Source organism: Sporosarcina sp. FA15 (assembly GCF_051550195.1).
GTDB lineage: Bacteria > Bacillota > Bacilli > Bacillales_A > Planococcaceae > Sporosarcina > Sporosarcina psychrophila.
On sequence record NZ_CP188818.1, the window covers coordinates 3489762 to 3513312 of the forward strand.

Annotated in this window: 22 protein-coding genes and 3 rRNA genes; 1 reads left to right on the forward strand and 24 read right to left on the reverse strand. The window is 44.7% G+C overall.

The annotated features are described in order from the left end of the window. Positions 1 to 227 precede the first annotated feature (227 nt). From spoVG to metG, 11 genes are all read right to left on the reverse strand, one after another. The gene (spoVG, locus tag ACP8HG_RS16490) at positions 228 to 512 is read right to left on the reverse strand and encodes a septation regulator SpoVG (RefSeq protein ID WP_067213747.1); all 285 of its coding nucleotides are present in this window, start codon (positions 510 to 512) and stop codon (positions 228 to 230) included. 149 nt (positions 513 to 661) lie between these two features. Beyond that, positions 662 to 1039, reverse strand: coding sequence for a RidA family protein (locus ACP8HG_RS16495; RefSeq protein ID WP_067213748.1), 378 nt, complete (start codon positions 1037 to 1039; stop codon positions 662 to 664). Position 1040: 1 nt separating this feature from the next. Then, complete coding sequence (gene purR / locus ACP8HG_RS16500; RefSeq protein WP_067213749.1) at positions 1041 to 1868, reverse strand: pur operon repressor; 828 nt, start codon at positions 1866 to 1868, stop codon at positions 1041 to 1043. Positions 1869 to 1923: 55 nt separating this feature from the next. Further along, positions 1924 to 2790: a 4-(cytidine 5'-diphospho)-2-C-methyl-D-erythritol kinase gene (gene ispE / locus ACP8HG_RS16505; RefSeq protein ID WP_187046259.1), complete on the reverse strand. Its 867-nt coding sequence runs from the start codon at positions 2788 to 2790 to the stop codon at positions 1924 to 1926. A 300-nt stretch (positions 2791 to 3090) separates the two neighbouring features. Then, positions 3091 to 3267 carry a small, acid-soluble spore protein, alpha/beta type gene (locus ACP8HG_RS16510; RefSeq protein ID WP_067213751.1) on the reverse strand — a complete coding sequence of 59 codons (177 nt, stop codon included), beginning with the start codon at positions 3265 to 3267 and terminating at the stop codon, positions 3091 to 3093. Positions 3268 to 3399: 132 nt separating this feature from the next. Further along, positions 3400 to 3666, reverse strand: coding sequence for a biofilm formation stimulator Veg (gene veg / locus ACP8HG_RS16515; RefSeq protein ID WP_067213752.1), 267 nt, complete (start codon positions 3664 to 3666; stop codon positions 3400 to 3402). Between the two features lie 142 nt (positions 3667 to 3808). Further along, a complete protein-coding gene (gene rsmA / locus ACP8HG_RS16520; protein ID WP_067213753.1) occupies positions 3809 to 4705 on the reverse strand; it encodes a 16S rRNA (adenine(1518)-N(6)/adenine(1519)-N(6))-dimethyltransferase RsmA in 897 nt (298 codons plus the stop codon). Then, positions 4698 to 5264, reverse strand: a complete 567-nt coding sequence (rnmV, locus tag ACP8HG_RS16525) for a ribonuclease M5 (protein ID WP_067214112.1) — start codon at positions 5262 to 5264, stop codon at positions 4698 to 4700. Before rnmV ends, rsmA begins: the two co-directional genes overlap by 8 nt. A gap of 197 nt (positions 5265 to 5461) precedes the next feature. Beyond that, a complete protein-coding gene (locus tag ACP8HG_RS16530; protein ID WP_399629887.1) occupies positions 5462 to 6691 on the reverse strand; it encodes a ubiquitin-like domain-containing protein in 1230 nt (409 codons plus the stop codon). 135 nt (positions 6692 to 6826) lie between these two features. Beyond that, complete coding sequence (locus ACP8HG_RS16535; RefSeq protein ID WP_187046262.1) at positions 6827 to 7594, reverse strand: TatD family hydrolase; 768 nt, start codon at positions 7592 to 7594, stop codon at positions 6827 to 6829. Between the two features lie 250 nt (positions 7595 to 7844). Beyond that, entirely contained in the window at positions 7845 to 9818 is a 1974-nt protein-coding gene (metG, locus tag ACP8HG_RS16540; protein WP_438297241.1) for a methionine--tRNA ligase, read from the reverse strand. Between the two features lie 279 nt (positions 9819 to 10097). On the opposite strand from metG, the gene ACP8HG_RS16545 reads away from it, so the two are divergent. Beyond that, positions 10098 to 10376 (forward strand): AbrB/MazE/SpoVT family DNA-binding domain-containing protein, encoded by a 279-nt coding sequence (locus ACP8HG_RS16545; RefSeq protein ID WP_067213757.1) that lies wholly within the window; start codon positions 10098 to 10100, stop codon positions 10374 to 10376. A 146-nt stretch (positions 10377 to 10522) separates the two neighbouring features. On the opposite strand, the gene rsmI is transcribed toward ACP8HG_RS16545, so the two are convergent. The 13 genes from rsmI to ACP8HG_RS16610 all read right to left on the reverse strand — a co-directional run bounded on the left by rsmI (position 10523) and on the right by ACP8HG_RS16610 (position 23315). Beyond that, on the reverse strand, positions 10523 to 11401 hold the full coding sequence (rsmI, locus tag ACP8HG_RS16550; RefSeq protein ID WP_438297243.1) for a 16S rRNA (cytidine(1402)-2'-O)-methyltransferase: 879 nt from the start codon (positions 11399 to 11401) through the stop codon (positions 10523 to 10525). Then, positions 11379 to 11666, reverse strand: coding sequence for a GIY-YIG nuclease family protein (locus ACP8HG_RS16555; RefSeq protein WP_067213759.1), 288 nt, complete (start codon positions 11664 to 11666; stop codon positions 11379 to 11381). The genes rsmI and ACP8HG_RS16555 overlap by 23 nt, the downstream gene beginning before the upstream one ends. Then, entirely contained in the window at positions 11650 to 12402 is a 753-nt protein-coding gene (locus ACP8HG_RS16560) for a tRNA1(Val) (adenine(37)-N6)-methyltransferase (protein WP_438297246.1), read from the reverse strand. The genes ACP8HG_RS16555 and ACP8HG_RS16560 overlap by 17 nt, the downstream gene beginning before the upstream one ends. Positions 12403 to 12584: 182 nt before the next feature. After that, the gene (gene yabA, locus ACP8HG_RS16565) at positions 12585 to 12956 is read right to left on the reverse strand and encodes a DNA replication initiation control protein YabA (protein WP_067213761.1); all 372 of its coding nucleotides are present in this window, start codon (positions 12954 to 12956) and stop codon (positions 12585 to 12587) included. A 13-nt stretch (positions 12957 to 12969) separates the two neighbouring features. Further along, the gene (locus ACP8HG_RS16570; RefSeq protein ID WP_187046266.1) at positions 12970 to 13797 is read right to left on the reverse strand and encodes a PSP1 domain-containing protein; all 828 of its coding nucleotides are present in this window, start codon (positions 13795 to 13797) and stop codon (positions 12970 to 12972) included. Continuing rightward, the gene (holB, locus tag ACP8HG_RS16575) at positions 13790 to 14797 is read right to left on the reverse strand and encodes a DNA polymerase III subunit delta' (RefSeq protein ID WP_342539320.1); all 1008 of its coding nucleotides are present in this window, start codon (positions 14795 to 14797) and stop codon (positions 13790 to 13792) included. Before holB ends, ACP8HG_RS16570 begins: the two co-directional genes overlap by 8 nt. Before the next feature lie 58 nt (positions 14798 to 14855). After that, complete coding sequence (locus tag ACP8HG_RS16580) at positions 14856 to 15296, reverse strand: YaaR family protein (protein ID WP_067213763.1); 441 nt, start codon at positions 15294 to 15296, stop codon at positions 14856 to 14858. A gap of 20 nt (positions 15297 to 15316) precedes the next feature. Continuing rightward, positions 15317 to 15646 (reverse strand): cyclic-di-AMP receptor, encoded by a 330-nt coding sequence (locus ACP8HG_RS16585; protein WP_067213764.1) that lies wholly within the window; start codon positions 15644 to 15646, stop codon positions 15317 to 15319. Positions 15647 to 15693: 47 nt separating this feature from the next. Further along, positions 15694 to 16329, reverse strand: a complete 636-nt coding sequence (gene tmk, locus ACP8HG_RS16590; protein WP_067213765.1) for a dTMP kinase — start codon at positions 16327 to 16329, stop codon at positions 15694 to 15696. Between the two features lies 1 nt (position 16330). Then, a complete protein-coding gene (locus ACP8HG_RS16595) occupies positions 16331 to 17767 on the reverse strand; it encodes an aminotransferase class I/II-fold pyridoxal phosphate-dependent enzyme (protein WP_438297250.1) in 1437 nt (478 codons plus the stop codon). A gap of 540 nt (positions 17768 to 18307) precedes the next feature. Then, positions 18308 to 18423: ribosomal RNA gene (gene rrf, locus ACP8HG_RS16600) — 5S ribosomal RNA — on the reverse strand. 83 nt (positions 18424 to 18506) lie between these two features. Then, a 23S ribosomal RNA gene (locus ACP8HG_RS16605) occupies positions 18507 to 21438 on the reverse strand. A gap of 325 nt (positions 21439 to 21763) precedes the next feature. Next, a 16S ribosomal RNA gene (locus ACP8HG_RS16610) occupies positions 21764 to 23315 on the reverse strand. The 16S, 23S and 5S rRNA genes sit together here, the layout of an rRNA operon. Between the last annotated feature and the right edge of the window lie 236 nt (positions 23316 to 23551).

The window sequence follows — 23551 nt, forward strand, 5'->3', positions numbered from 1 at the left end:
TCCATAAAAAAAGCGCAGGGTACCTGCAAGTGAACACAACCTAAGTTGTCCTTATCATCTAGCACAAAGTGAATCGTAGTTCAATCCCGCTTCAACGGAACCCACATCCTGCAGGTCTCCGAGCATTTTGTGCCCGGAGCCTAGACGTGAAACTTCTATATTGTAAATTATCCACAGGCTGTCTATATTATTTCACGATAAGTATAGGTAAAAACGAAGGGGCCACATCATGCACCAGCGCCTTCAAATACTGCTTCTTCTGCAGAAAGGTGATATGCCGCCATTACTGCATCTTGGATTTTGGTTCGAGCACTTGTATTAATTGGATGTGCTACATCACGAAACTCTCCATCAGGCGTTCGTTTACTCGGCATCGCTACGAACAATCCCTCATTTCCATCGATGACCCGAATGTCATGCACGACAAATTCATCGTCAATTGTAATCGAAGCAATTGCCCTCATCCTTCCATCAGTTTCCATCTTTCGTAACCTCACATCTGTTACTTCCATCTCTTACCACTCCTTTTGTCTTTACAGTGCATGACGACTATATTCCACAAAAGTAAGCGTTTCCCTTCTTTATAAACACAATTATTTAAACATTTTGAAAGACACGGAAATAAAAAACCCGCCCCAAGTGATATTTGGGCGGGTATCTGTTATTTGGCTACTAGAGCAATAACCTCTATTTCAATTTTTACGTCTTTCGGTAATCTAGCAACTTCAACAGTTGAACGTGCAGGTGTATGAGACCCAAAATGCTGTGCGTAAATGTCATTGACAGCAACGAATTCATTCATATCTTTAATAAAAACAGTTGCTTTGACTACTTTATCCAAAGATGAACCTGCTGCTTTCAGCACTTCTTTTAAATTGGCGAACACTTGGTGCGTTTGATCTTCGATAGTCCCCTCAACAAGCAGTCCTTCCGGTGTCAATGGAATTTGCCCGGATGTATATACCATTCCGTTCACACTAACCGCTTGTGCATAAGGTCCAATTGCCTGTGGTGCGTTTTCTGTCGCTACATAATTCATATCATTTTCCACCTTCCGCAAAATAGTTTCCTTCTTCTAACTCGATGGTCCCATTCTTTTCATTTACTGCATGAAGCTTAACAAGAGATAAGTAGTTATCGACGAGAACCTCTTCAGCATGATCGGATTCTACTAGAACAGCTATACCTGCCAGTTCGCAACCAAATTCCTCCAGAAGACTCTTCATCCCAAGCATCGTACCGCCTGCTTTCATGAAATCGTCTGTAATGAGGACTTTGCGTCCGCTTTGCATGCTTCTTTTCGATAATACCATTGTTTGAATACGTCTGGTTGAACCAGATACATAATTAATGCTCACAGTTGGTCCCTCGGTCACCTTGCTATCACGGCGAACGACAACGACTGGGACATTCAGGTGACGCGCAATTGCATGAGCAATCGGAATACCCTTCGTCGCTACCGTCATAATCACATCAATGTCTGTCTCCGCGTACGCTGAAGCAAATACTTTACCCACACGATCCATAATGCGCGGATTGCCAAGAAGATCCGTCATGAATAAATAACCGCCTGGCAGCAATCGATCCGAATGCCCAAGTTTCTCCATTAGAAGCGACATCACTTCACGAACGTCGGATTCTACCATCTTCGGGATGAACTTCACTCCTCCCGCTGCTCCGGAAACCGTCACCAGTTTTCCTGTGCCTTTTTCCTCAAACGTTTCTTTTACAATCGTCAAATCCTCACTAATCGAGGATTTAGCCGCTTGGTAACGTTCGGAGAAGAAGGTCAGTGGAATAAGTTCATGTGGAGATTCCAACAATTGGCTAGTCATATCTACAAGCCGCTCGCTCCTTTTCCACTTCATAGTACCATCTCCTAAACCCGAATATTTTAATGTACATTACCACAATCGTACGTATTTAATCAAGAATTGTATGTCCACCGACCATTCTAACCGCATATACTTCTGGACAGAACCCTTTTAGCCCGTTATAAATTCTCGGTACCCTGGATTCATGTTTAACGAGACCGAAAACTGTCGGGCCGCTACCACTCATTAAAACTGCATCTGCACCAAATCTTTTCATCTGCTCTTTCAGAACAACGACTTGTGGATACAGATCCATTGTGACGGTTTCTAGGACATTCCCGACTGAGTTGCACATTTTGTCGTAATCTCCCGCCCTTAATGCTTCAATCATTCGAACCGTATCGATATGATCAATCGCAGATAAATTCAGCTTTCCGTATATATCTCCTGTCGAAACCGAAATGGCTGGTTTCGCGAGAATGACCCAACAGTTTGGTGGGGGAGGTAGGATTTCAATTAATTCTCCGCGCCCCGTCGCAAGTGCTGTACCGCCATGTACGCAAAATGAAACATCCGAACCAATCCGTGCCCCAAGCCTCGCGAGTTCTTCAACACTCAATTTTAAATTCCATAGCCTATTCAATCCCCGTAGTGTAGCAGCAGCATCCGAACTTCCGCCCGCGAGCCCTGCAGCAACAGGAATACTTTTTTCTAGTGTAATCTCAACACCTTTTGTAATACCACATTCAATTTGTAACAATTCAGCAGCTTGATAAGCCAAGTTCTTTCGATCATTGGGTACATGTCGTTCTGATGCCTTGATGATGATTTTCCCGTTATCTGTCGGACGAAGCCAGATTCTGTCTGCTAAATCAACCGTAGTCATAATCATTTCGACTTCATGAAAATTATCCGGTCGCTTATGTAATACATCGAGTGTTAAATTGATTTTTGCTGGTGCCTTTTCATAAAGCATCCGGCTCCCTCCATTCCAGCTAGTCTGTATCCCCCTATTTTAGCATAGGGTGAAATATTTGCGCTGTGAAATGATAATAATAGGATAATTGATTTTTGAATGCCTCGGTTTCAGAACAAATGTGGAAACACAACCGACCATATAATCATACCTACCAATCATCAACAACGGACGACCAATCCTATCTATATCGCACAACTTCCCAGGCACTAAAAAGAAGAGCTGGCCGGATATCTTGATGCCCCGGATTCAGCTCTTCTTTTGTCAGCCTGTTAGTTGGATAATGGGTAATTCATAGCGTTATTTCTTTTGTGCTACTCCTCGTTCGGCCATTTCAATTGCTCGCTTCACCATATTGCCCGCGTCGCGTGATTTGATGCCGCCCCAACCTTCTCGCTCCACAACATCATAAAATCCAAGCTCTTTCGCAATTTCTACCTTCAAGCCTTCAGACATTATGCCACGTTTTTTCGCCATTCGGTTTTCCTCCTTTTGGCTGACAATTGTAGTATGAACCAAACGAAAGAAAAAACACCCGCACAAGACATCCATTTTCAGAATGCTTGCACAGGTGTTGTTTAAAAATGAATTAAATCATTAAGACTGTAATTATTTGATAATGAATGCAGTAGGATCTGCACCTTCAAGAATTGTTATTTCAACCGCTTCGGTTAAAATGTCTGCGTAGCTGTAAGATACTCTTTCAAATGCATTTTCGTCCTGGTCAAGTTCAACTACGAATACTGCACGATATGTTTCTCGCAGCACTCCAGCTCTCTCGATTGTCTTCTTCCGACCACCGTTTGCTTTTAAGTGCAAACGTTTTCCCAGATGAGAATCCAATGACTTCTTAATGTCCGCTAATGTTTTTGGCACGTCGCTTACACCTCACTAAGTATAAGCATAACACTTTTAAAAGTTTCTGTCAATTAAAATCTTCATTTTAACAATTGCTCGTCTACTTTGTCAATCTTTTTATTAGAAAAAAGGGTATTTTTCTAATAAAAACTTTCTAACTCTATCGTTTTTTCTTCTCCTCAAAGAAGTCCTCATACAAGGCATTCGACAAGTTTGCAAACTCTTCTATTGTCAGTGTTTCTCCACGTCGGCCAGGGTCCATGCCAATTTGTTCGAAAGCTTTCAATATTAATTCTTTCTTCAACTTGCCATTAGGAAGTGACGATTGTAGGTTGTTCAAGATCGTCTTCCGGCGTTGGACGAATGAACCTCTAGAAACTACAAACATAAAGTCTTCATCGATTACTTTTGCTGGCGCCGTTTCTTTTCTTGTCAAACGTAGAACAGCCGATTCAACATTCGGTTGCGGCATGAATACCGTCTTCGGTACAATCATAGCCACTTCCGCATCCATATAGTACTGAATAGCTATGGATAGAGAACCGTATGCTTTTGTCCCTGGAACGGCGGTAATGCGATCTGCTACTTCTTTCTGCATCATAACTACCATACCTGATACTGGAACTTTACCAAGTAAGAATTTCATGATAATTGGCGTTGTCACATAATAAGGCAAGTTTGCAACAACTACAACATCCTCATAATCCGCGAAGTGATCCTGCATTACTTGTAGAAGGTCAGCTTCCAGTATGTCCTGATGAACGATTGTCACGTTGTCGTAAGGCGACAGGGTATCTTCCAATACAGGAAGGAGGCGTCCGTCAATTTCAAAAGCGACGACTTTTCCTGCGCTTCTTGCAAGATGTTCTGTCAATGCACCAATACCGGGTCCGATTTCAATAACACCTGTTTTTTCGGACAAGCCTGCGTGCGAAACGATATTGCGTAAAATATTGGGGTCAATCAAGAAGTTTTGACCTAAACTTTTTTTGAGCGAAAAACCGTATTTAGCGAGAATCTCTTTCGTCCTGACCGGAGTCGCAATATCTTTATTCATTATTTTCCGTTTCCTCCTCGTCTAGAACCTTTAATACTTCTCCCAATCGATCATAACCAATTCGGAACATTTCCAACCGCTTCTTTAATCCTTTGCCATTCACTTGACCGATTTGCAACAGCTCACTTAAGCGCTCACGGCGCCTTTTTGCATCAGGATGTCCGATAAGCCTAGCCGTCATCAAATCTGCTAGTGGTATATCAACAGCAGGCTGGTCGTCCACGGTGTAAACCGCACTTAGCGCAGCCCGTATATGCTCATCATGTGCATGCTCAATACCTAGCCCCGATCCATTTTTGGCAATCGTCAGCTTCTTTTCAAGAAAAGCATGTTTAACACCTGGAATACGCTCTTCAATGATGGCGCGGATTCTTCTGCCAGGAAAGTCGGGATCCGTGAATACGATGACGCCTCGCGTTTCCTGAGCATGCCGAATACGCGTGAGCGTTAACTCGTCGATTGCAGAACCGTTCGTTTCAATCGTATCCGCACCTGCTGCCCGTTTCACGGCTACTGTATCAGACTTGCCTTCAACAACAATAATTTCTTTAATGTTCACAAAAATCCTCATTCCCATTGCATTCTTTCCCTAATTCTACTCTGACGGCAAGCGGATGTACAGATGGGCAGGCGATCAATTACGCCTCGGCGTAATTCAAAATTTATAATATCCCCCAGAGGTTTAACTTCCTTCGGCAGAAGATGGCTATAACACAATAATCCGCGGGACTAATATCAGTCCTGCGGATGTATATATCAATCGATGATTTTAATTTTCACTTGGCGTCTGCCGAATTTATAGGCATCGCCTTTCGTTGCTACGTGCAGATCAATCTTCTTGCCTTTGATTGCACCGCCTGTATCCCCTGCAACGGCATAGCCGTATCCTTCAACCCACACTTTAGAACCGAGCGGGATAACGCTTGGGTCGACTGCAATAACTTTCAAATTAGGGTTCGCACGTAAATTAATGCCTGTTCGTGTAATTCCAGAACAACCATTACAATGCGCCGTATAGGCCGTAGCGGTTACGTAGAACTCCCCACCTTCCGCGGATGAATCGTTACGCGATACAGTTTTTGAATTAGACGTCCCAGCTGATGCACTTGCGACCATCACTTGCGAGCCTACGGAAACGATCTTCGTTTGTGGTTTTTTAATTGACTTCTCTTCTAGAAGCTTACGGGAAATTTCCTTCCCGTTTTCTTTCACAATTTCAAACTTCCGTGAAACCGTTCCTTTTTTTCCCGCTTGGACGATTTTTTCGCGCCCTTTCAGTAAAGATGGATCGTTGCGTGTTTCAACTGCAAAGTTCGCCGGTTCTTCCACTACATCGGTGACTTTTTCCACTCGTACGACTGCCACTATAGAGCCAGGCTTTAGATACCCATCTGCCTTTCTATTCAGACGATCGTCATCATTCAAATGAATGTTCTCTCTCTTTAAAAAGTCAGCGACCGTAGTCGAAGTTGACCGGACCTTCTTTTCTTCTCCGCCGTCATTCAACGTTACTTCAAACGCTTTTTGGACGGTAATGCTATTTTCTTTCCCTAGCTGTTCATCTAGCACTGGGTTTACAACATCATATTCGGTAATTTCGATATCTGCTTCAGCAAGTATCTCTTCCACCTTATGATTAGTCGTCCATATGGATTTGGTATCCTGATCGACATTTATTACAACTTGTTGCGACTGTTCCCACCTAATCGATAGACCATCCTCGATAGGTGTATTCACTGAGGGTATTACTAGATCGTGTTTGGCAACTTCAATTTCCTGTTCGGAGAGAAGTTTACCAACTGTATGTGCGTGCGTTTTAATGTTAAGTTCTTTACCGTCCACGTCCAACGTGATCGATTTTTTTGTTCCCTCAAAGAGAACAAGTGAAATAACAGTAACAAATAGCGTTAGCGAAACTACGGTAATCGCTACTTTTTTACTCCTCAATGACTTATAGAACAGGTTTTTCATGGTACTTTTTGACATGAAAAAAACTCCTCCTTCATCACTCGGCTGATTATAAAGGGTACTCTTCGGCATGTCAACCCGTATGAATTTGGTGAATAACAAATTTAGGAAGCCCTTCATATAAAAAGTACGGAAAACTTCCTACCATCTTATTCATGTTATGTTAAATACTTTCAAAGCGTTTGCGGTCGTTCTTTTTGCCACTTCTTCAACAGGGAGACCTTTAAGTCTCGCTATTTCTTCCGCAACAAGCGTCACCCATGCCGGTTCATTCCTTTTTCCACGGTACGGATGAGGTGCGAGATATGGCGCATCTGTTTCGATTAATAAATGATCAAGCGAAATTTCCGTTGCAACTTGTTTTGGCGCCTTTGCATTTTTAAATGTAACTGGTCCTCCCAATGAAATCATGAAATTCATTTTTATGCAGTCATTTGCAGTCTCGACACTTCCACCAAAACAATGCATAATTCCGCCCGTTTTTTCTGCTCCCTCTTCTTTCAAGATACGAACGACATCCGCCGTTGCATCTCGGTTATGGATAATAATTGGCAGGTTTACTTTCTGGGCAAGCTGAATCTGTTTTCTGAACACTTCCTGTTGCACATCTCGCGGTGATTTATCCCAATGATAATCCAATCCTGTTTCCCCAATACCAACCACTTTAGGGTGCGCGGCGAGTGATTCAATCCATTCTAAGTCTTTTTCTGTGCAGTCGATTGCATCTACAGGATGCCAACCGACAACGGCGTAAATGAAAGCGTGCTGTTCAGTCAGTTCCATTGCCTTCAAAATCGTCTTACGATCAAATCCAACGACCACCATCTTGTCAACACCGGCTTCTTGGGCACGTTGAATCACTTCATCTATATCTTCTTCATACTGATCTGCATTTAAATGAACGTGTGTATCTATATACATTATTTTCGCCTCACAATTGTTTTATTTTAATCGAACGGATTTCCTTCTTATTCGCTACGGCGCTAGGGGATGCCTCCCACCCTAAGCCAAGCAGCTTCGCCCGCCAGTCTTAGGGCTTCGGCTACCCCTTGTAAGGCGCCTTCGCTCAGTTTATATAGGTATTCATTTGTTCAACTCAAATAGTTTACAAATTGATAATATACTCAAAAAAAGAAAAACGGCGTTTCCATGAGGGACGCCGTTTCTATTCTTATTTAACTTGTGCACCATTTTCAAGTGACTGATCGACTGTGGCAAGTTTCAAAATACCATCTGATTTCCCAGCCAAAATCATACCTTGGGATAGCTCTCCACGTAATTTTACAGGTTTCAAGTTGGCAACAACAATTACTTTCTGCCCGACTAGTGCCTCAGGTTCGTAATGTTCTGCGATGCCCGATACAACTTGTCGTTGCTCATAACCCATATCTAGTTGGAGCTTCAGCAATTTATCTGCTTTCGGAATTCTTTCACATGCAGTTACTGTCGCAACGCGTAAATCGACATTCAGGAAATCATCGATTGAAATCTCCGCCACTACCGGCTCTTCAACTTCCACTTTTGCAGGTTGCTCAGCAGGCGCATTTTCAGCCGGTGCAGTAATCGCCATCTGATCACGGATATAAACGACTTCAACGTCCGCATCCAGGCGCGGGAAGATTGGTACACCCTTTTCTACGACTTTCGTGCCTGTCGGAATCGCGTTGAAATTACCCAGCGTATCCCAAGCAAGCAATTTTTCATCCAGACCCAGTTGCGTCATGATCTGTTTAGGCGCTTCCGTCATAAACGGTTGCAATAATACAGCAATGTGACGGAGTGAAGTCGCAAGATGCATCATAACAGACGCTAGTTTCCCTTTATCCGCCTCATCCTTCGCTAACACCCATGGAGACGTCTCGTCGATGTATTTGTTGGTCCGCGATATAAGAGCCCACAAATCGCCAAGGACAGCGCTAAACTGCATGTTCTCCATTGACGCTTCGTATTTCCCGACCGTAGTCGTCATGAAATTCGTCAAGCTGTCATCGAAATCTGTTGCGATAAGGCCTTGTGTCGGAATCTCTCCGTCGAAATATTTATTGATCATCGAAATTGATCGGTTCAATAAATTTCCGAGGTCATTTGCAAGGTCATAATTCGTCCGCTCCACAAAGGATTCGGGTGAGAATACACCATCTTGCCCAAACGGCAATTCACGAAGAAGGAAATAACGTGTCGCATCGAGTCCGTAGCGCTCAACAAGCATTTCCGGATAGACGACATTGCCTTTAGATTTCGACATTTTTCCATCTTTCATCATGATGAAACCATGCGCAAATACTTTCTTCGGCAACGGTAAATCGAGTGCCATCAAGAAAATCGGCCAATAAATTGTATGGAAACGAACAATATCTTTTCCAACAACATGGACATCCGCCGGCCAATACTTTTTGAATAACGAATCGTCATCTGACTGATAGCCAAGCGCTGTGATGTAGTTCGTCAACGCATCGACCCATACATAAATGACATGCTTCAGATCCCCAGGAACTTTTATGCCCCAATCAAACGACATACGAGAAACAGATAAGTCTTCAAGCCCCGGTTTGATAAAGTTATTAATCATTTCGTTTTTACGCGATTCCGGTTCGATAAACTTCGGATTATCTTCGTAAAACTTCAACAATCTTCCAGCATACTTCTTCATATTGAAGAAGTATGATTCTTCCTTCACTTTTTTGACAGGTCGTCCACAATCAGGACAGTTGCCATTTTCAAGCTGCCCTTCCGTAAAGTATGTTTCACAAGGTAGGCAATACCATCCTTCGTACTCCCCTTTATAAATATCGCCGTTATCAAGGAATGTTTTAAAAATCTTTTCGACAATCACTTTATGGCGCTCTTCCGTCGTACGGATGAAGTCGTCATATGAAATGTCCATTGTATTCCAGACCTTTTTCGCTGTCTCTGCGATACCATCGACAAACTCCTGCGGTGGCAGTCCGGCCTCTTGCGCTTTTTCCTGTATCTTTTGACCGTGCTCATCCATTCCAGTCAGGAACCGAACATCATACCCGCGCAGTCGTTTGTAACGAGCCATCGCGTCAGAAGCGACAGTTGTATATGCGGTACCAATATGGAAATTCCCGCTTGGATAATAAATAGGTGTTGTAATATAGAAAGTCTTTTTCTGATCAGCCACGAATATTCCTCCAGTGTATAAGTATGTACTATCTATTCTATCTAAAGCGTACTGGCGATACAATGAAATTCCTCGACAACAGCTAACGTCATTGTTATTTCCGTGTCTATTAGTCTATTTTTGTCGAAAAATAGCGCACTTTTTTAAATAACTACTATTTTTCTCATAGTTTTAAGCGCCTAGTATTGACGTTAATTGGAAGACTTGGTATGATAAAAGTTGTTAAGAGAATTTTGTCGAATTTTGACGAAACTAAATGTATTGAAAGGAGTTAAACTCATGAAATCAACTGGTATTGTAAGAAAAGTCGATGAACTTGGACGTGTAGTAATTCCAATTGAATTACGCCGTACACTTGGTATTGCACAAAAAGACGCTTTGGAAATTTACGTTGATGAAGATAAAATCATCTTGAAGAAATATATGCCGAATATGACATGCTCGATTACGGGCGATGTGTCTGACGACAATTTAAGTCTTATCGATGGCAAGTTAATTTTGAGCCCAGAAGGCGCAAAACAACTCATCAAGGAAATTGAAGATAGCTTAAAAAAGTAAATCAATAATAGTATTGTCCGGATCGGTTAACCGTTCTGGATTTTTTTTCGTTGCTTAGGATACTATAAAATCTCATACTGTGAATACATTGCAACATAAAAATTTCACGTTCAGACTACAGCGTTTTTCTTATGTACTACTGTCTGTCATTCATCTTCGACATGAAATTCCTTATAAACATCGCGACGGCTTAATCCACGGTCATTTGCTACTTCTCGGATTGCCTCTTTTGAACGAAGACCTTTTCTTTCCATCAATTCTGTCACATGATCACGAATTTCTAAGTCGTTCCACCACTCCTGTTGCTCTTCTACAATAACTCCGTCACTGCCTTCGATTACAATACAGAACTCGCCACGTATTTCATTTGATTCTGCCCATAAAACAGCTTCTTCAAGCGTACCACGAAGAAATTCCTCAAAACGTTTTGTCAATTCCCTTGCCAGGACAACAGAGCGTGTCCCACCGAAGCTCGTCTGTAACGCGCGTAAAGTTTCCTTTAGCCTGTGAGGTGCCTCATATAAAATAACCGTCTCTTCTCGTAGTTTTAAATCGTCTAATTGAATGTTCCTGGCCTTCTTCTGACGTGATAAGAAACCAAAGAACATAAAAGGTTGCGGTACTAACCCTGAAGCAACTAGCGCGCTGATTGCTGCATTCGCACCTGGAACAGGAACTACGTCGTACCCTGCAATAATTGCCTTGGCTACAATGTCTGCCCCCGGATCAGAAATGCATGGCATACCCGCATCACTCACGAGTGCAACCGTCTTTCCATCGGCAAGCATGGCCAAAATCTTTTCGCCACCAACTTCAATATTATGTTCATGGTAACTTGTTAGCGGTGTCTTAATTTCAAAATGGTTACATAACCTGATTGTATTTCGCGTATCCTCTGCCGCTATCATATCTACCTCTTTCAAGATACGAATCGCTCGGTATGTCATATCTTCAAGATTACCGATTGGTGTTCCGACTAAAAACAGTTTTCCACCGCCTGGTTCAGCACTTTTCTGTGACTTCATTTACGTTTCGCCTCTTTCTAATATAAATCTCTTTCGCATTCCTCTTCAGTTGTTTAAATTGATACTCTGCCTGCATAGCTTCACGTTTCGTTTCGAAGTTCTCATGGTAAATACATTGTACAGGTCGTTTTGCGCGTGTATATTTAGCGCCCTTCCCTTCATTATGTACACGAACACGCTTTTCCAAATCATTCGTATAACCGGCATAATAGGACCCATCCTTGCATTCTAATACATAAAATAAGTGATCACCCATTTTGTCCATAAAGGAGGAGCCTCACTTCTTCCGTATATTCATTATCAGCACCATACACATAGAGTGGCGGTAATACTTTCAAATCTGGCTTACCGTCTTTAATCGCCTCAATTAGCAATGTATTTGCTTCTTTACCTTCTTTCGGATAAATAAACTGAATTCGTTTAGGCTCAAGTCGATTTGCACGCATTGCAGTGACAATGTCGAGTAAACGTCCTGGACGGTGGACAAACGCCGCCTTTCCCCCCTGCTTTAACAATTCGCTTGCCGACTGGATAGCCTGTTCAAGCGTTAGAAAGATTTCATGCCTGGCAATTGCCAGATGCTCCGATAAGTTCTTTTCGCTTGCCTCATGCGCTGGGAAGTAGGGAGGGTTACATGTTACTGTATCGTATTTCTCATAGCCGATTTTTGCCGCAATGCCAATGACATCATCATTAAGGATGCGAATCCTGCTTTCCAGCCCATTATACCGGACACTTCTTACCGCCATATTTGCAAGCCGCTCCTGTAATTCAACAGCAGTAATAGTAGCGTTCGTTCTGGCGCTTAAAAACAACGGAATCGCTCCGTTACCTGCACATATATCTACAATTTTTCCAGTTTGTTGTAGCGGGACATAGGCAAATCTTGCAAGTAGTACTGCATCCAAAGAAAAAGAAAATACAGACGGACTTTGAATAATCCGCAAATCTTCCGCTAATAAATAATCGAGTCGTTCATCATCTTGTAAAATTTCATCCATAATATTTTCCTCCATAATAAAAATGCGTGAAGCGCCGAATTAAGGAACACATCCTAAGTATGCCGCGTCCTGCGGCAACAAAGAGGGGTGTAGTTCAATCCCTCTCCGATGCATGACCCACCCCCTGTGGGCCCACAATAAAAGAAAAGCCGATGCCTACGTTGCAATAGGATCGGCTCATTTTACACGTTTTGTTTATTTAAGAAAGAGAGGCAGAACAGACAATCTTCCCCTTTACGAATACCACCGTAATGGACATTGCAGACGTGAAATCCTTCATTATATAGGCGCGCTAAATTATCAACGCCTTCTCCAACGTCTATTTTATTCGTTTTTTTCCGATGTTGCCTTGTGTTGATTGTCTGTACTTCTTCATCAATTTGTTTGTCCATTTCTTCAAGCCGCTTGCGCAAATGATGGTTTTCGAGTTGAAGCGAATGGTTCTCTTCCGTCATCTGCGCGACGAATCCAATCAATTCGCGGAATTGCTTTTGCATAGATTCGAGTTCTTGCTCGAATTCCATAACCCTATCCAGAAAACTCTTTTCTTTCAACTATCCCACCTCATTATTTCATCAATTGAGCCATATTTTTTTGTTGTTCCATTATTTCTTCCAACGTATACTCCAATACCAAATCCTGATCCGTCATACTTACTTGAAGAAGGCGTTCAAGCAGATTCAGTCCAACTACTTTTCCAGGTCCCTCAGGTGTTTGGACACGTGTTCCTACATCAGGCATAAGCGCTTTTGCTTCTTCATAATCATCATTCTCATATTTCAAGCAGCACATAAGACGTCCGCACAGACCTGATATTTTAGAAGGATTAAGTGATAAGTTCTGATCTTTTGCCATTTTTATCGAAACCGGTTCGAAATCACCTAGGAATGTTGAACAGCAAAGCATCCGGCCACATGGTCCAATGCCACCAAGCATTTTCGCCTCATCACGTACACCAATCTGTCGCAGTTCAATACGTGTCCGGAAAATCGAAGCAAGATCTTTAACAAGATTCCGGAAATCAACGCGACCTTCAGCCGTAAAGTAAAAGACAATCTTGTTTCGATCGAATGTATACTCGACATCAACCAACTTCATCTCTAACGAATGTTCTATAATCTTTTCTACACCTGTACTAAAAGCCCGTTCAGCCTCAAGACGGTTCTCCTCTACTTTTTCGAGGTCTTCCGTTTGCGCTGGACGAATGATCTTTTTGAGTGGCAAGACAACATCATTCTCACCAACTTCTCTTACCTTACCTGTAACTTTACCGTATTCGATTCCACGTGCTGTTTCAACGATGACGTAGTCACCTTCGTCGAGCGTGTACTCCAGTGGATCGAAATAATATATTTTACCCGCTTTCTTAAAGCGGACACCTACAACTTTATACAACAAGTAACCCCTCCTGCATGCTGAGCACCAATTGTTCCATTAAAAGTGTGCGATTCATATTGCCATGCAATTGCTTTTTCGACTGCAATATTGCCTCCATATTAGCAGACAGCTGGCTATATGTCATCTTCATCGAAAGACCTCTAACTAGTTCTTGCTGATCGGGAAATGTTGCTGTTGACTGCAAACCGGCTTTGGATGCCACCACATCTCTGTAAGCATAAAGCAGTAAATCCAGTCCACTCTCAGTCTCTTCCTTCTCTTTAAATAAAGGGGCCCATTCTGATTGAATGAATAACAACGCTTCATGGACATGTCTATCCGATGCTTCAACCAATTTTAACACTGTTTTTCGCATGTGTGCAAATTGATCATCTCCAGCCAGTCGAAAAGCTTCATCCAGATTGGCAGTGACCATCGTAACGGTCGCTGCCATTGAAGGTGTAATCCCCTTCTCGACTAGCTCACTAATCATCATTTCTCTAGACGGCGGTAGAAAAGATAACCGTTGACACCGTGATTGGATCGTTGGCAATATCGATTGATATGAATCCGTTAAAAGGATTGCCGTTACATCGCCTTCGGGTTCCTCAAGAAACTTAAGCAACGTATTCGCCGCAGCAACGTTCATCCGATCTGCCCTAGTAATAATATATATTTTCCTACCCGACTCGTAACCCTTTTTCGTCATGCTATACACAAGATTGGACATCTGCTCTTTCCTGATATCCTGACCATCTGGTCGAATAAGCGTTACGTTTGGATGATTACTGGACGTCACTCGTCGACAAGAATGACATGTTTCACATGGAACAAATTTTTCAGGACTAGCACAAAGAAGAAGTTTGGCGAAAAAAAGTGCAACTGCTTCTTTTCCTGTTCCACGTTCACCGTCAAACATATATGCATGTCCAATTCGCCCATTTTTATAAGAAGAACTTAATCGTTCAGTTATTTTTTTTTGCTCTACTACAAGTCGGTTATTCATTTGATCTTGCATAAGCACACACCTCCGTGTTCAAAAAAACCGTGTTTCTTAAACGACAGAAAACACGGAATCACATGTATAGATTGATGAGTAGCCCTTTGATCTCACCAATTTTAGCTAATAGATCGACAGATGTTTTTTCTTCATTCAACAAGTCTTCTGCCAACTCAATAAGCCTTTCATCTATCGTTTCGACAATTTTCAACCTGCGTCCCTCACCGAAACGATTCCATGTATGAGACTGTTTAAGTCCCATTCCAGATTCAACGGCTTCTTTAAGAAAACGTCGAACTAGCATTTTAAATTTAGCCATATCGCGCAAATTGCGAGAACGGGCAATTCGGTCCCCTGCCGATGAAATATCGCCGAGGAGCTTAGTAACCTGCTCTCCTTGGAGGCGCTGCTCTTGTTTAACGACCATTTGGCCGAACCGCGCTCCACCTTGAGATGAATGTAAAGGATCGTTCCTCATCTTATCGAGGCCCGAACGGTAGTCACTATTGACTTTCATTTAGGTTCACCTCTTATTCATCAAAAATGATGAAAATGTTCAATTGGAAGGACGAATACGGTAGCACCGCCAACCTCGACTTCAACCGGGTAAGGAATGTATGAGTCTGCATTTCCACCCATTGGAGAAACTGGGGCTACCATTTGATCTCGTGAACGGCAATTTTCTCGAATAAGTTCAAGCGCCTTCGGAATGAGGGCATCATCGGTACCAATCAAAAATGTCGTATTTCCCGACCGTAAAAATCCTCCCGTACTAGCCAATTTCGTCGCTCGGAAGTCACCTTTGGTCAAAGCCGTAGACAACCGGTTACTGTCTTGGTCCTGTACAACTGCCACAATCAATTTCACGATAATCTCCCCTTTTCCGCTTTCCAACTATTATATCATGAATCTGACTATTTAATGAGTTGGGAGCATATGATTTTCCAAACATTTTCCGTTACTTGCTCTTTAGAGAGCGATGCATCCGTTGATTGAATCCGTTCTGGGTAACGACGAATGAGCTCCTGATAACCCTCATAAACGTTTTGATGAAAATGGATACTTTCATTATCCAATCGATTCTCTTCTCGTTTGTCATTTGCCGCAATTCGCGCAAGTCCTTGTTCTGGATTAATATCAAAAAAGACCGTCAGATCCGGCATCGTATCACTGATAGCAAACTCATTAATCGATAGAACCTCATCAATTCCAAGTCCGCGCGCATGCCCCTGATAAGCTAGCGAACTATCAACAAAACGATCACATAGGACAATCATTCCGTCCTTAAGTGCAGGCATCACTTTTTCAACAAGATGCTGCCTTCGTGCGGCTGCATAGAGAAGTGCTTCCGTCTTCGCATCCATTTCCTGATGATCATTATCGAGGATTATTTCACGGATTTTCTCCGCAATACGAATTCCACCCGGTTCGCGCGTAAGAATGACCTTCAATCCTTGTTCTTCCATACGTTTATATAACTCTTTGATGACTGTTGTCTTTCCAGCCCCTTCAGGTCCTTCAAATGTAATGAATACACCTTTCTGTATCATGTTATTCCTCCACTCTATTCTTTACTACAACTATCTGTTTTTCGTTAACTCGAATTTCCCCCTGGAATTTCGCCCCCATTTGGAGCAATTTCCCTAAAGTTTGAACATGCTCATCCTTTACAATTTCTCCGGCAATTAAAAGCGGAATACCCGGCGGATAGGGAATCACGGAAGCGGCCGCCACACGCCCCAGGGAATCCACGTATGGAATCCACTCCACTTCCATATTCGCCACTTCCTCTGACGTGTAAGCAAGACGAGAAAGTCCCTCCCCAAGTAGTGGTGCTTCTATTGTACTTATTATCTTATCCACTCCATCCAAACAAGTAACCGCAGTTTTAATTTTCTCGTAAACTTCATCGAAAGGATAAATCGACCCCACTTTTAATAACGGTAACACGAACAACACTTGATAGGGATCTGCAATTTCACTATAAATTCCTTCCGCTTCCAGTTTCTTTTGTAGATCAAAACCAGAATAACCTTCAATGCGTAAAATAAGCTTTAACGGATCATCCGTTTCAAACGCTCGAAGTCTTGGTATCAGTTTCAAACGTTTGATAAAAGATACCCGCCATTCCACGAAGACCTTTTTATCTTCTTCATTATAAGACTCTGCATAAGCTCTGGCATCGTCAAGCGATGCCATCAACAAATAAGATGGACTGCTAGACTGTAGCATCCCTAAATAACGGGCAACTTTGTCTGTAGCGATGAAGTCTGAGCGTACGTGTAAAAAAGAAGCCATCGTCATCGCTGGCAATGTTTTATGCGCTGAATGAACAACTACATCCGCACCCATCTCCAACGCTGAACGAGGAAACGGTTCACCTACAACAAAATGTGCACCGTGTGCCTCATCTACCAAGACTGGAACTCCATATGTATGACAAAGGTTGATAGTCTCTTCTAACTCGGTCCCTGTTAGGCCATAGTACGTCGGGTAGGTAAGAATAACAGCCTTGGCTCCAGGATAGGCCTTGAGCGCCTCGCCGACTTGCGCAGCGGTCACGCCTCCCGCTGTCTTTGTAGTCACATCCCAAACCGGTGACACAAACACCGGCCTTGCACCAGTCAGCTCAATCGCATGGAAAATCGACTTATGTGCATTGCGCTGAACAATAACTGTTTCACCCGCACGGCACGCCGCATAGACCATTGCCAAATTCCCTACCGTTGAACCATTCACAAGAAAGAAGCTTTGATCCGAACCATAGAGTAACGACAGCTTCTGTTGCGCCTCTTCAATTACACCACTCGGCTCATGAAGATCGTCAAGTCCCTCTAACTCAGTAAAATCATATTGAAGAGCCATCCGTAACTCGGTCGGTAGTCCAGAAAGTATTCCCCCCTTATGTCCAGGCACGTGGAATGAAATCGGGTTTGCTTCTTTGAACTTAGTTAACGCTTCAATAAGCGGCCGATTAGGATCTTTCATTGTAAATTACACTTCCTTTCCTTCTATTATATAGTATCTCAGACCGATCATATAACCAGTACAACCCACGTCTGTTGAATAACCATTTTCTTACACAACATACTGGTAAAGGAGGCTCCAAAGTCTTCATTTGGACTAGTATGTTTCCGGAGAAGCCATCTATTCCCTCATCCCCCAAAGCCTCAGCACTTTGAGTACCTATTATAGCCTTGGAAATCGACGGATGAACGACAACCATACAAGAAGCACCTAGTGTTTGATTACTTTATTCACTGGTTATTTTGGTTAATCAACAGATATGAGTTCAACCAGTCATGTAGCGCCTGTTCAGCCCCGACAAGGCGTTCTTATTACCTTTACTTACAGGACAGAAGGCGACTCTAGACGAACAAAAAGTCATTACCTACTTGCTGGCAATGACTACATTTCTTCAAATCCATGTTTTCTATGTACTTTTGCTTTAATTTCCGGAAAAAAACATGCAGATAACACAAAACGAGATGATTCTAAAGAATCATCTCGTTTTGTGTTATCCATGGTGCCCGGCGACGTCCTACTCTCGCAGGGGGAAACCCCCAACTACCATCGGCGCTGAAGAGCTTAACTTCCGTGTTCGGGATGGGAACGGGTGTGACCTCTTCGCAATCGTCACCAGACTCTTTGAGAGCTTGTTCGCTCAAAACTGAATAAAACAGACATTGTGCTACACAAAATCAGGGTAATCAAGCCCTTTTCAAAATTGGTTAAGTCCTCGATCGATTAGTATCCGTCAGCTCCACACGTCGCCGTGCTTCCACCCCAGACCTATCAACCTCATCTTCTTTGAGGGATCTTACTTACTTGCGTAATGGGAAATCTCATCTCGAGGGGGGCTTCATGCTTAGATGCTTTCAGCATTTATCCCGTCCATACATAGCTACCCAGCGATGCCTTTGGCAAGACAACTGGTACACCAGAGGTATGTCCATCCCGGTCCTCTCGTACTAAGGACAGCTCCTCTCAAATTTCCTGCGCCCGCGACGGATAGGGACCGAACTGTCTCACGACGTTCTGAACCCAGCTCGCGTACCGCTTTAATGGGCGAACAGCCCAACCCTTGGGACCGACTACAGCCCCAGGATGCGATGAGCCGACATCGAGGTGCCAAACCTCCCCGTCGATGTGGACTCTTGGGGGAGATAAGCCTGTTATCCCCGGGGTAGCTTTTATCCGTTGAGCGATGGCCCTTCCATGCGGAACCACCGGATCACTAAGCCCGTCTTTCGACCCTGCTCGACTTGTAGGTCTCGCAGTCAAGCTCCCTTATGCCTTTGCACTCTACGAATGATGTCCAACCATTCTGAGGGAACCTTTGGGCGCCTCCGTTACTCTTTAGGAGGCGACCGCCCCAGTCAAACTGCCCGCCTGACACTGTCTCCTGCCCCGATAAGGGGCATGGGTTAGAAGTCCAATACAGCCAGGGTAGTATCCCACCAACGCCTCATCCGAAGCTAGCGCTCCGGAATCCAAGGCTCCTACCTATCCTGTACAGGCTGCACCGGAATTCAATATCAGGTTACAGTAAAGCTCCACGGGGTCTTTCCGTCCTGTCGCGGGTAACCTGCATCTTCACAGGTATTATAATTTCACCGAGTCTCTCGTTGAGACAGTGCCCAGATCGTTACGCCTTTCGTGCGGGTCGGAACTTACCCGACAAGGAATTTCGCTACCTTAGGACCGTTATAGTTACGGCCGCCGTTTACTGGGGCTTCAATTCGAAGCTTCGCTTGCGCTGACCTCTCCTCTTAACCTTCCAGCACCGGGCAGGCGTCAGCCCCTATACTTCACCTTGCGGTTTTGCAGAGACCTGTGTTTTTGCTAAACAGTCGCCTGGGCCTATTCACTGCGGCTCTCTCGGGCTTTAACACCCTACCAGAGCACCCCTTCTCCCGAAGTTACGGGGTCATTTTGCCGAGTTCCTTAACGAGAGTTCTCTCGATCACCTTAGGATTCTCTCCTCGCCTACCTGTGTCGGTTTGCGGTACAGGCACCTCCCGCCTCGCTAGAGGCTTTTCTTGGCAGCGTGAAATCAGGGACTCAGGGATAAATCCCCTTGCTGTAACAGCTCAATGTTATAGGAACGGGATTTGCCTCATTCCACACCTCACTGCTTAGACGCGCATAACCAACAGCGCGCTCACCCTATCCTACTGCGTCACCCCATTGCTCAAACGGCGGGGAGGTGGTACAGGAATATCAACCTGTTGTCCATCGTCTACGCCTTTCGGCCTCAACTTAGGTCCTGACTAACCCTGAGCGGACGAGCCTTCCTCAGGAAACCTTGGGCATTCGGTGGAAGGGATTCTCACCCTTCTTTCGCTACTCATACCGGCATTCTCACTTCCAAGCGCTCCACCAGTCCTTACGGTCTAGCTTCGACGCCCTTGGAACGCTCTCCTACCACTGACATCTAAGATGTCAATCCACAGTTTCGGTGATTCGTTTAGCCCCGGTACATTTTCGGCGCAGCGCCACTCGACCAGTGAGCTATTACGCACTCTTTAAATGATGGCTGCTTCTAAGCCAACATCCTGGTTGTCTGGGCAACGCCACATCCTTTTCCACTTAACGAATACTTGGGGACCTTAACTGGTGGTCTGGGCTGTTTCCCTCTCGACTACGGATCTTATCACCCGCAGTCTGACTCCCAAACATAAATCATCGGCATTCGGAGTTTGTCTGAATTCGGTAACCCGGGATGGGCCCCTAGTCCAAACAGTGCTCTACCTCCGAGATTCTTAAGTTTGAGGCTAGCCCTAAAGCTATTTCGGAGAGAACCAGCTATCTCCAGGTTCGATTGGAATTTCACCGCTACCCACACCTCATCCCCGCACTTTTCAACGTACGTGGGTTCGGGCCTCCAGTAAGTGTTACCTTACCTTCACCCTGGACATGGGTAGATCACCTGGTTTCGGGTCTACGACCCCATACTCTATCGCCCTATTCAGACTCGCTTTCGCTGCGGCTCCGCATTCACTGCTTAACCTTGCATGGAATCGTAACTCGCCGGTTCATTCTACAAAAGGCACGCCATCACCCATTAACGGGCTCTGACAACTTGTAGGCACATGGTTTCAGGATCTATTTCACTCCCCTTCCGGGGTGCTTTTCACCTTTCCCTCACGGTACTGGTTCACTATCGGTCACTAGGGAGTATTTAGCCTTGGGAGATGGTCCTCCCGGATTCCGACGGAATTTCACGTGTTCCGCCGTACTCAGGATACACTCTGGAGAGAATGGACTTTCAACTACGGGGCTTTTACCCGCTACGGCGGACCTTTCCAGGTCGCTTCGTCTAATCCATTCCTTTGTAACTCCGTATAGAGTGTCCTACAACCCCAAGAAGCAAGCTTCTTGGTTTGGGCTCTTCCCGTTTCGCTCGCCGCTACTCAGGGAATCGATTTTTCTTTCTATTCCTCCGGATACTTAGATGTTTCAGTTCTCCGGGTGTGCCTCGTTTACGCTATGTATTCACGTAAACGTACTGTCCCATTATGGACAGTGGGTTTCCCCATTCGGAAATCTCCGGATCAAAGCTTACTTACAGCTCCCCGGAGCATATCGGTGTTAGTGCCGTCCTTCTTAGGCTCCTAGTGCCAAGGCATCCGCCATGCGCCCTTTCTAACTTAACCCTTTGGTTTTCAACAAGCTTACGCTTCTTGAATTCCTCTTTGGTGAATTCTCCTTTACAGCGATGTAAATCGGAATTCGTAAAAGGCATTGCATGATTAGCTCATTTGCATGCGCTAATCTAGAGAAACAAATTTCTCTACGTTGATTACTTGATTTGTTGCTATCAATGTCGTTTCATTCAGTTTTCAAAGAACAAGTTTTGAATGTTCATATATAGAGGCTTCTTCAAGCGAAAAAACGCTTAAAAAGCTTAATGAACCTTCAAAACTGAACGCAAAACATCAATGTGTAAACCCGTGGTTTACATTCCGTAATAATCCTTAGAAAGGAGGTGATCCAGCCGCACCTTCCGATACGGCTACCTTGTTACGACTTCACCCCAATCATCTGTCCCACCTTCGGCGGCTGGCTCCCGTAAGGGTTACCCCACCGACTTCGGGTGTTACAAACTCTCGTGGTGTGACGGGCGGTGTGTACAAGACCCGGGAACGTATTCACCGTGGCATGCTGATCCACGATTACTAGCGATTCCGGCTTCATGGAGGCGAGTTGCAGCCTCCAATCCGAACTGGGAATGATTTTATGGGATTGGCTCCCCCTCGCGGGTTGGCAACCCTCTGTATCATCCATTGTAGCACGTGTGTAGCCCAGGTCATAAGGGGCATGATGATTTGACGTCATCCCCACCTTCCTCCGGTTTATCACCGGCAGTCACCTTAGAGTGCCCAACTGAATGCTGGCAACTAAGATCAAGGGTTGCGCTCGTTGCGGGACTTAACCCAACATCTCACGACACGAGCTGACGACAACCATGCACCACCTGTCACCACTGTCCCCGAAGGGAAAGGCGTATCTCTACACCGGTCAGTGGGATGTCAAGACCTGGTAAGGTTCTTCGCGTTGCTTCGAATTAAACCACATGCTCCACCGCTTGTGCGGGTCCCCGTCAATTCCTTTGAGTTTCAGCCTTGCGGCCGTACTCCCCAGGCGGAGTGCTTAATGCGTTAGCTGCAGCACTAAGGGGCGGAAACCCCCTAACACTTAGCACTCATCGTTTACGGCGTGGACTACCAGGGTATCTAATCCTGTTTGCTCCCCACGCTTTCGCGCCTCAGCGTCAGTTACAGACCAGAAAGCCGCCTTCGCCACTGGTGTTCCTCCACATCTCTACGCATTTCACCGCTACACGTGGAATTCCGCTTTCCTCTTCTGTACTCAAGTTCTCCAGTTTCCAATGACCCTCCACGGTTGAGCCGTGGGCTTTCACATCAGACTTAAAGAACCGCCTGCGCGCGCTTTACGCCCAATAATTCCGGACAACGCTTGCCACCTACGTATTACCGCGGCTGCTGGCACGTAGTTAGCCGTGGCTTTCTAATAAGGTACCGTCATGGCACGGGCAGTTACTCCCGTACGTGTTCTTCCCTTACAACAGAGCTTTACGATCCGAAAACCTTCTTCGCTCACGCGGCATTGCTCCATCAGACTTTCGTCCATTGTGGAAGATTCCCTACTGCTGCCTCCCGTAGGAGTCTGGGCCGTGTCTCAGTCCCAGTGTGGCCGATCACCCTCTCAGGTCGGCTACGCATCGTTGCCTTGGTAGGCCATTACCCCACCAACTAGCTAATGCGCCGCGGGCCCATCCTACAGTGACAGCCGAAACCGTCTTTCAGAGTTTGTCCATGCGGACAAACTGATTATTCGGTATTAGCCCCGGTTTCCCGGAGTTATCCCCATCTGTAGGGCAGGTTGCCCACGTGTTACTCACCCGTCCGCCGCTAAAATCAGAGAGCAAGCTCTCGTCATTCCGCTCGACTTGCATGTATTAGGCATGCCGCCAGCGTTCGTCCTGAGCCAGGATCAAACTCTCCATAATAGAAGAAAATGAATAGCTCATTTCTTGCTGACTCGAATCCGAAGATTCTTGTGTGTGTTTCTTTTCAACCAACCGAAGCTGACTTAGTTAGAAACGTTTTGCTCAAGTGCGTTAGCACTCTCGCTGTATTTCATTGATGTTTTGCTGTTCAGTTTTCAAGGTTCATTTGTAATGGAATCAACTTGCATTCCCTTGTGTGTTTCGCGTCCCTCACTGGCGACATACATAAGATTACT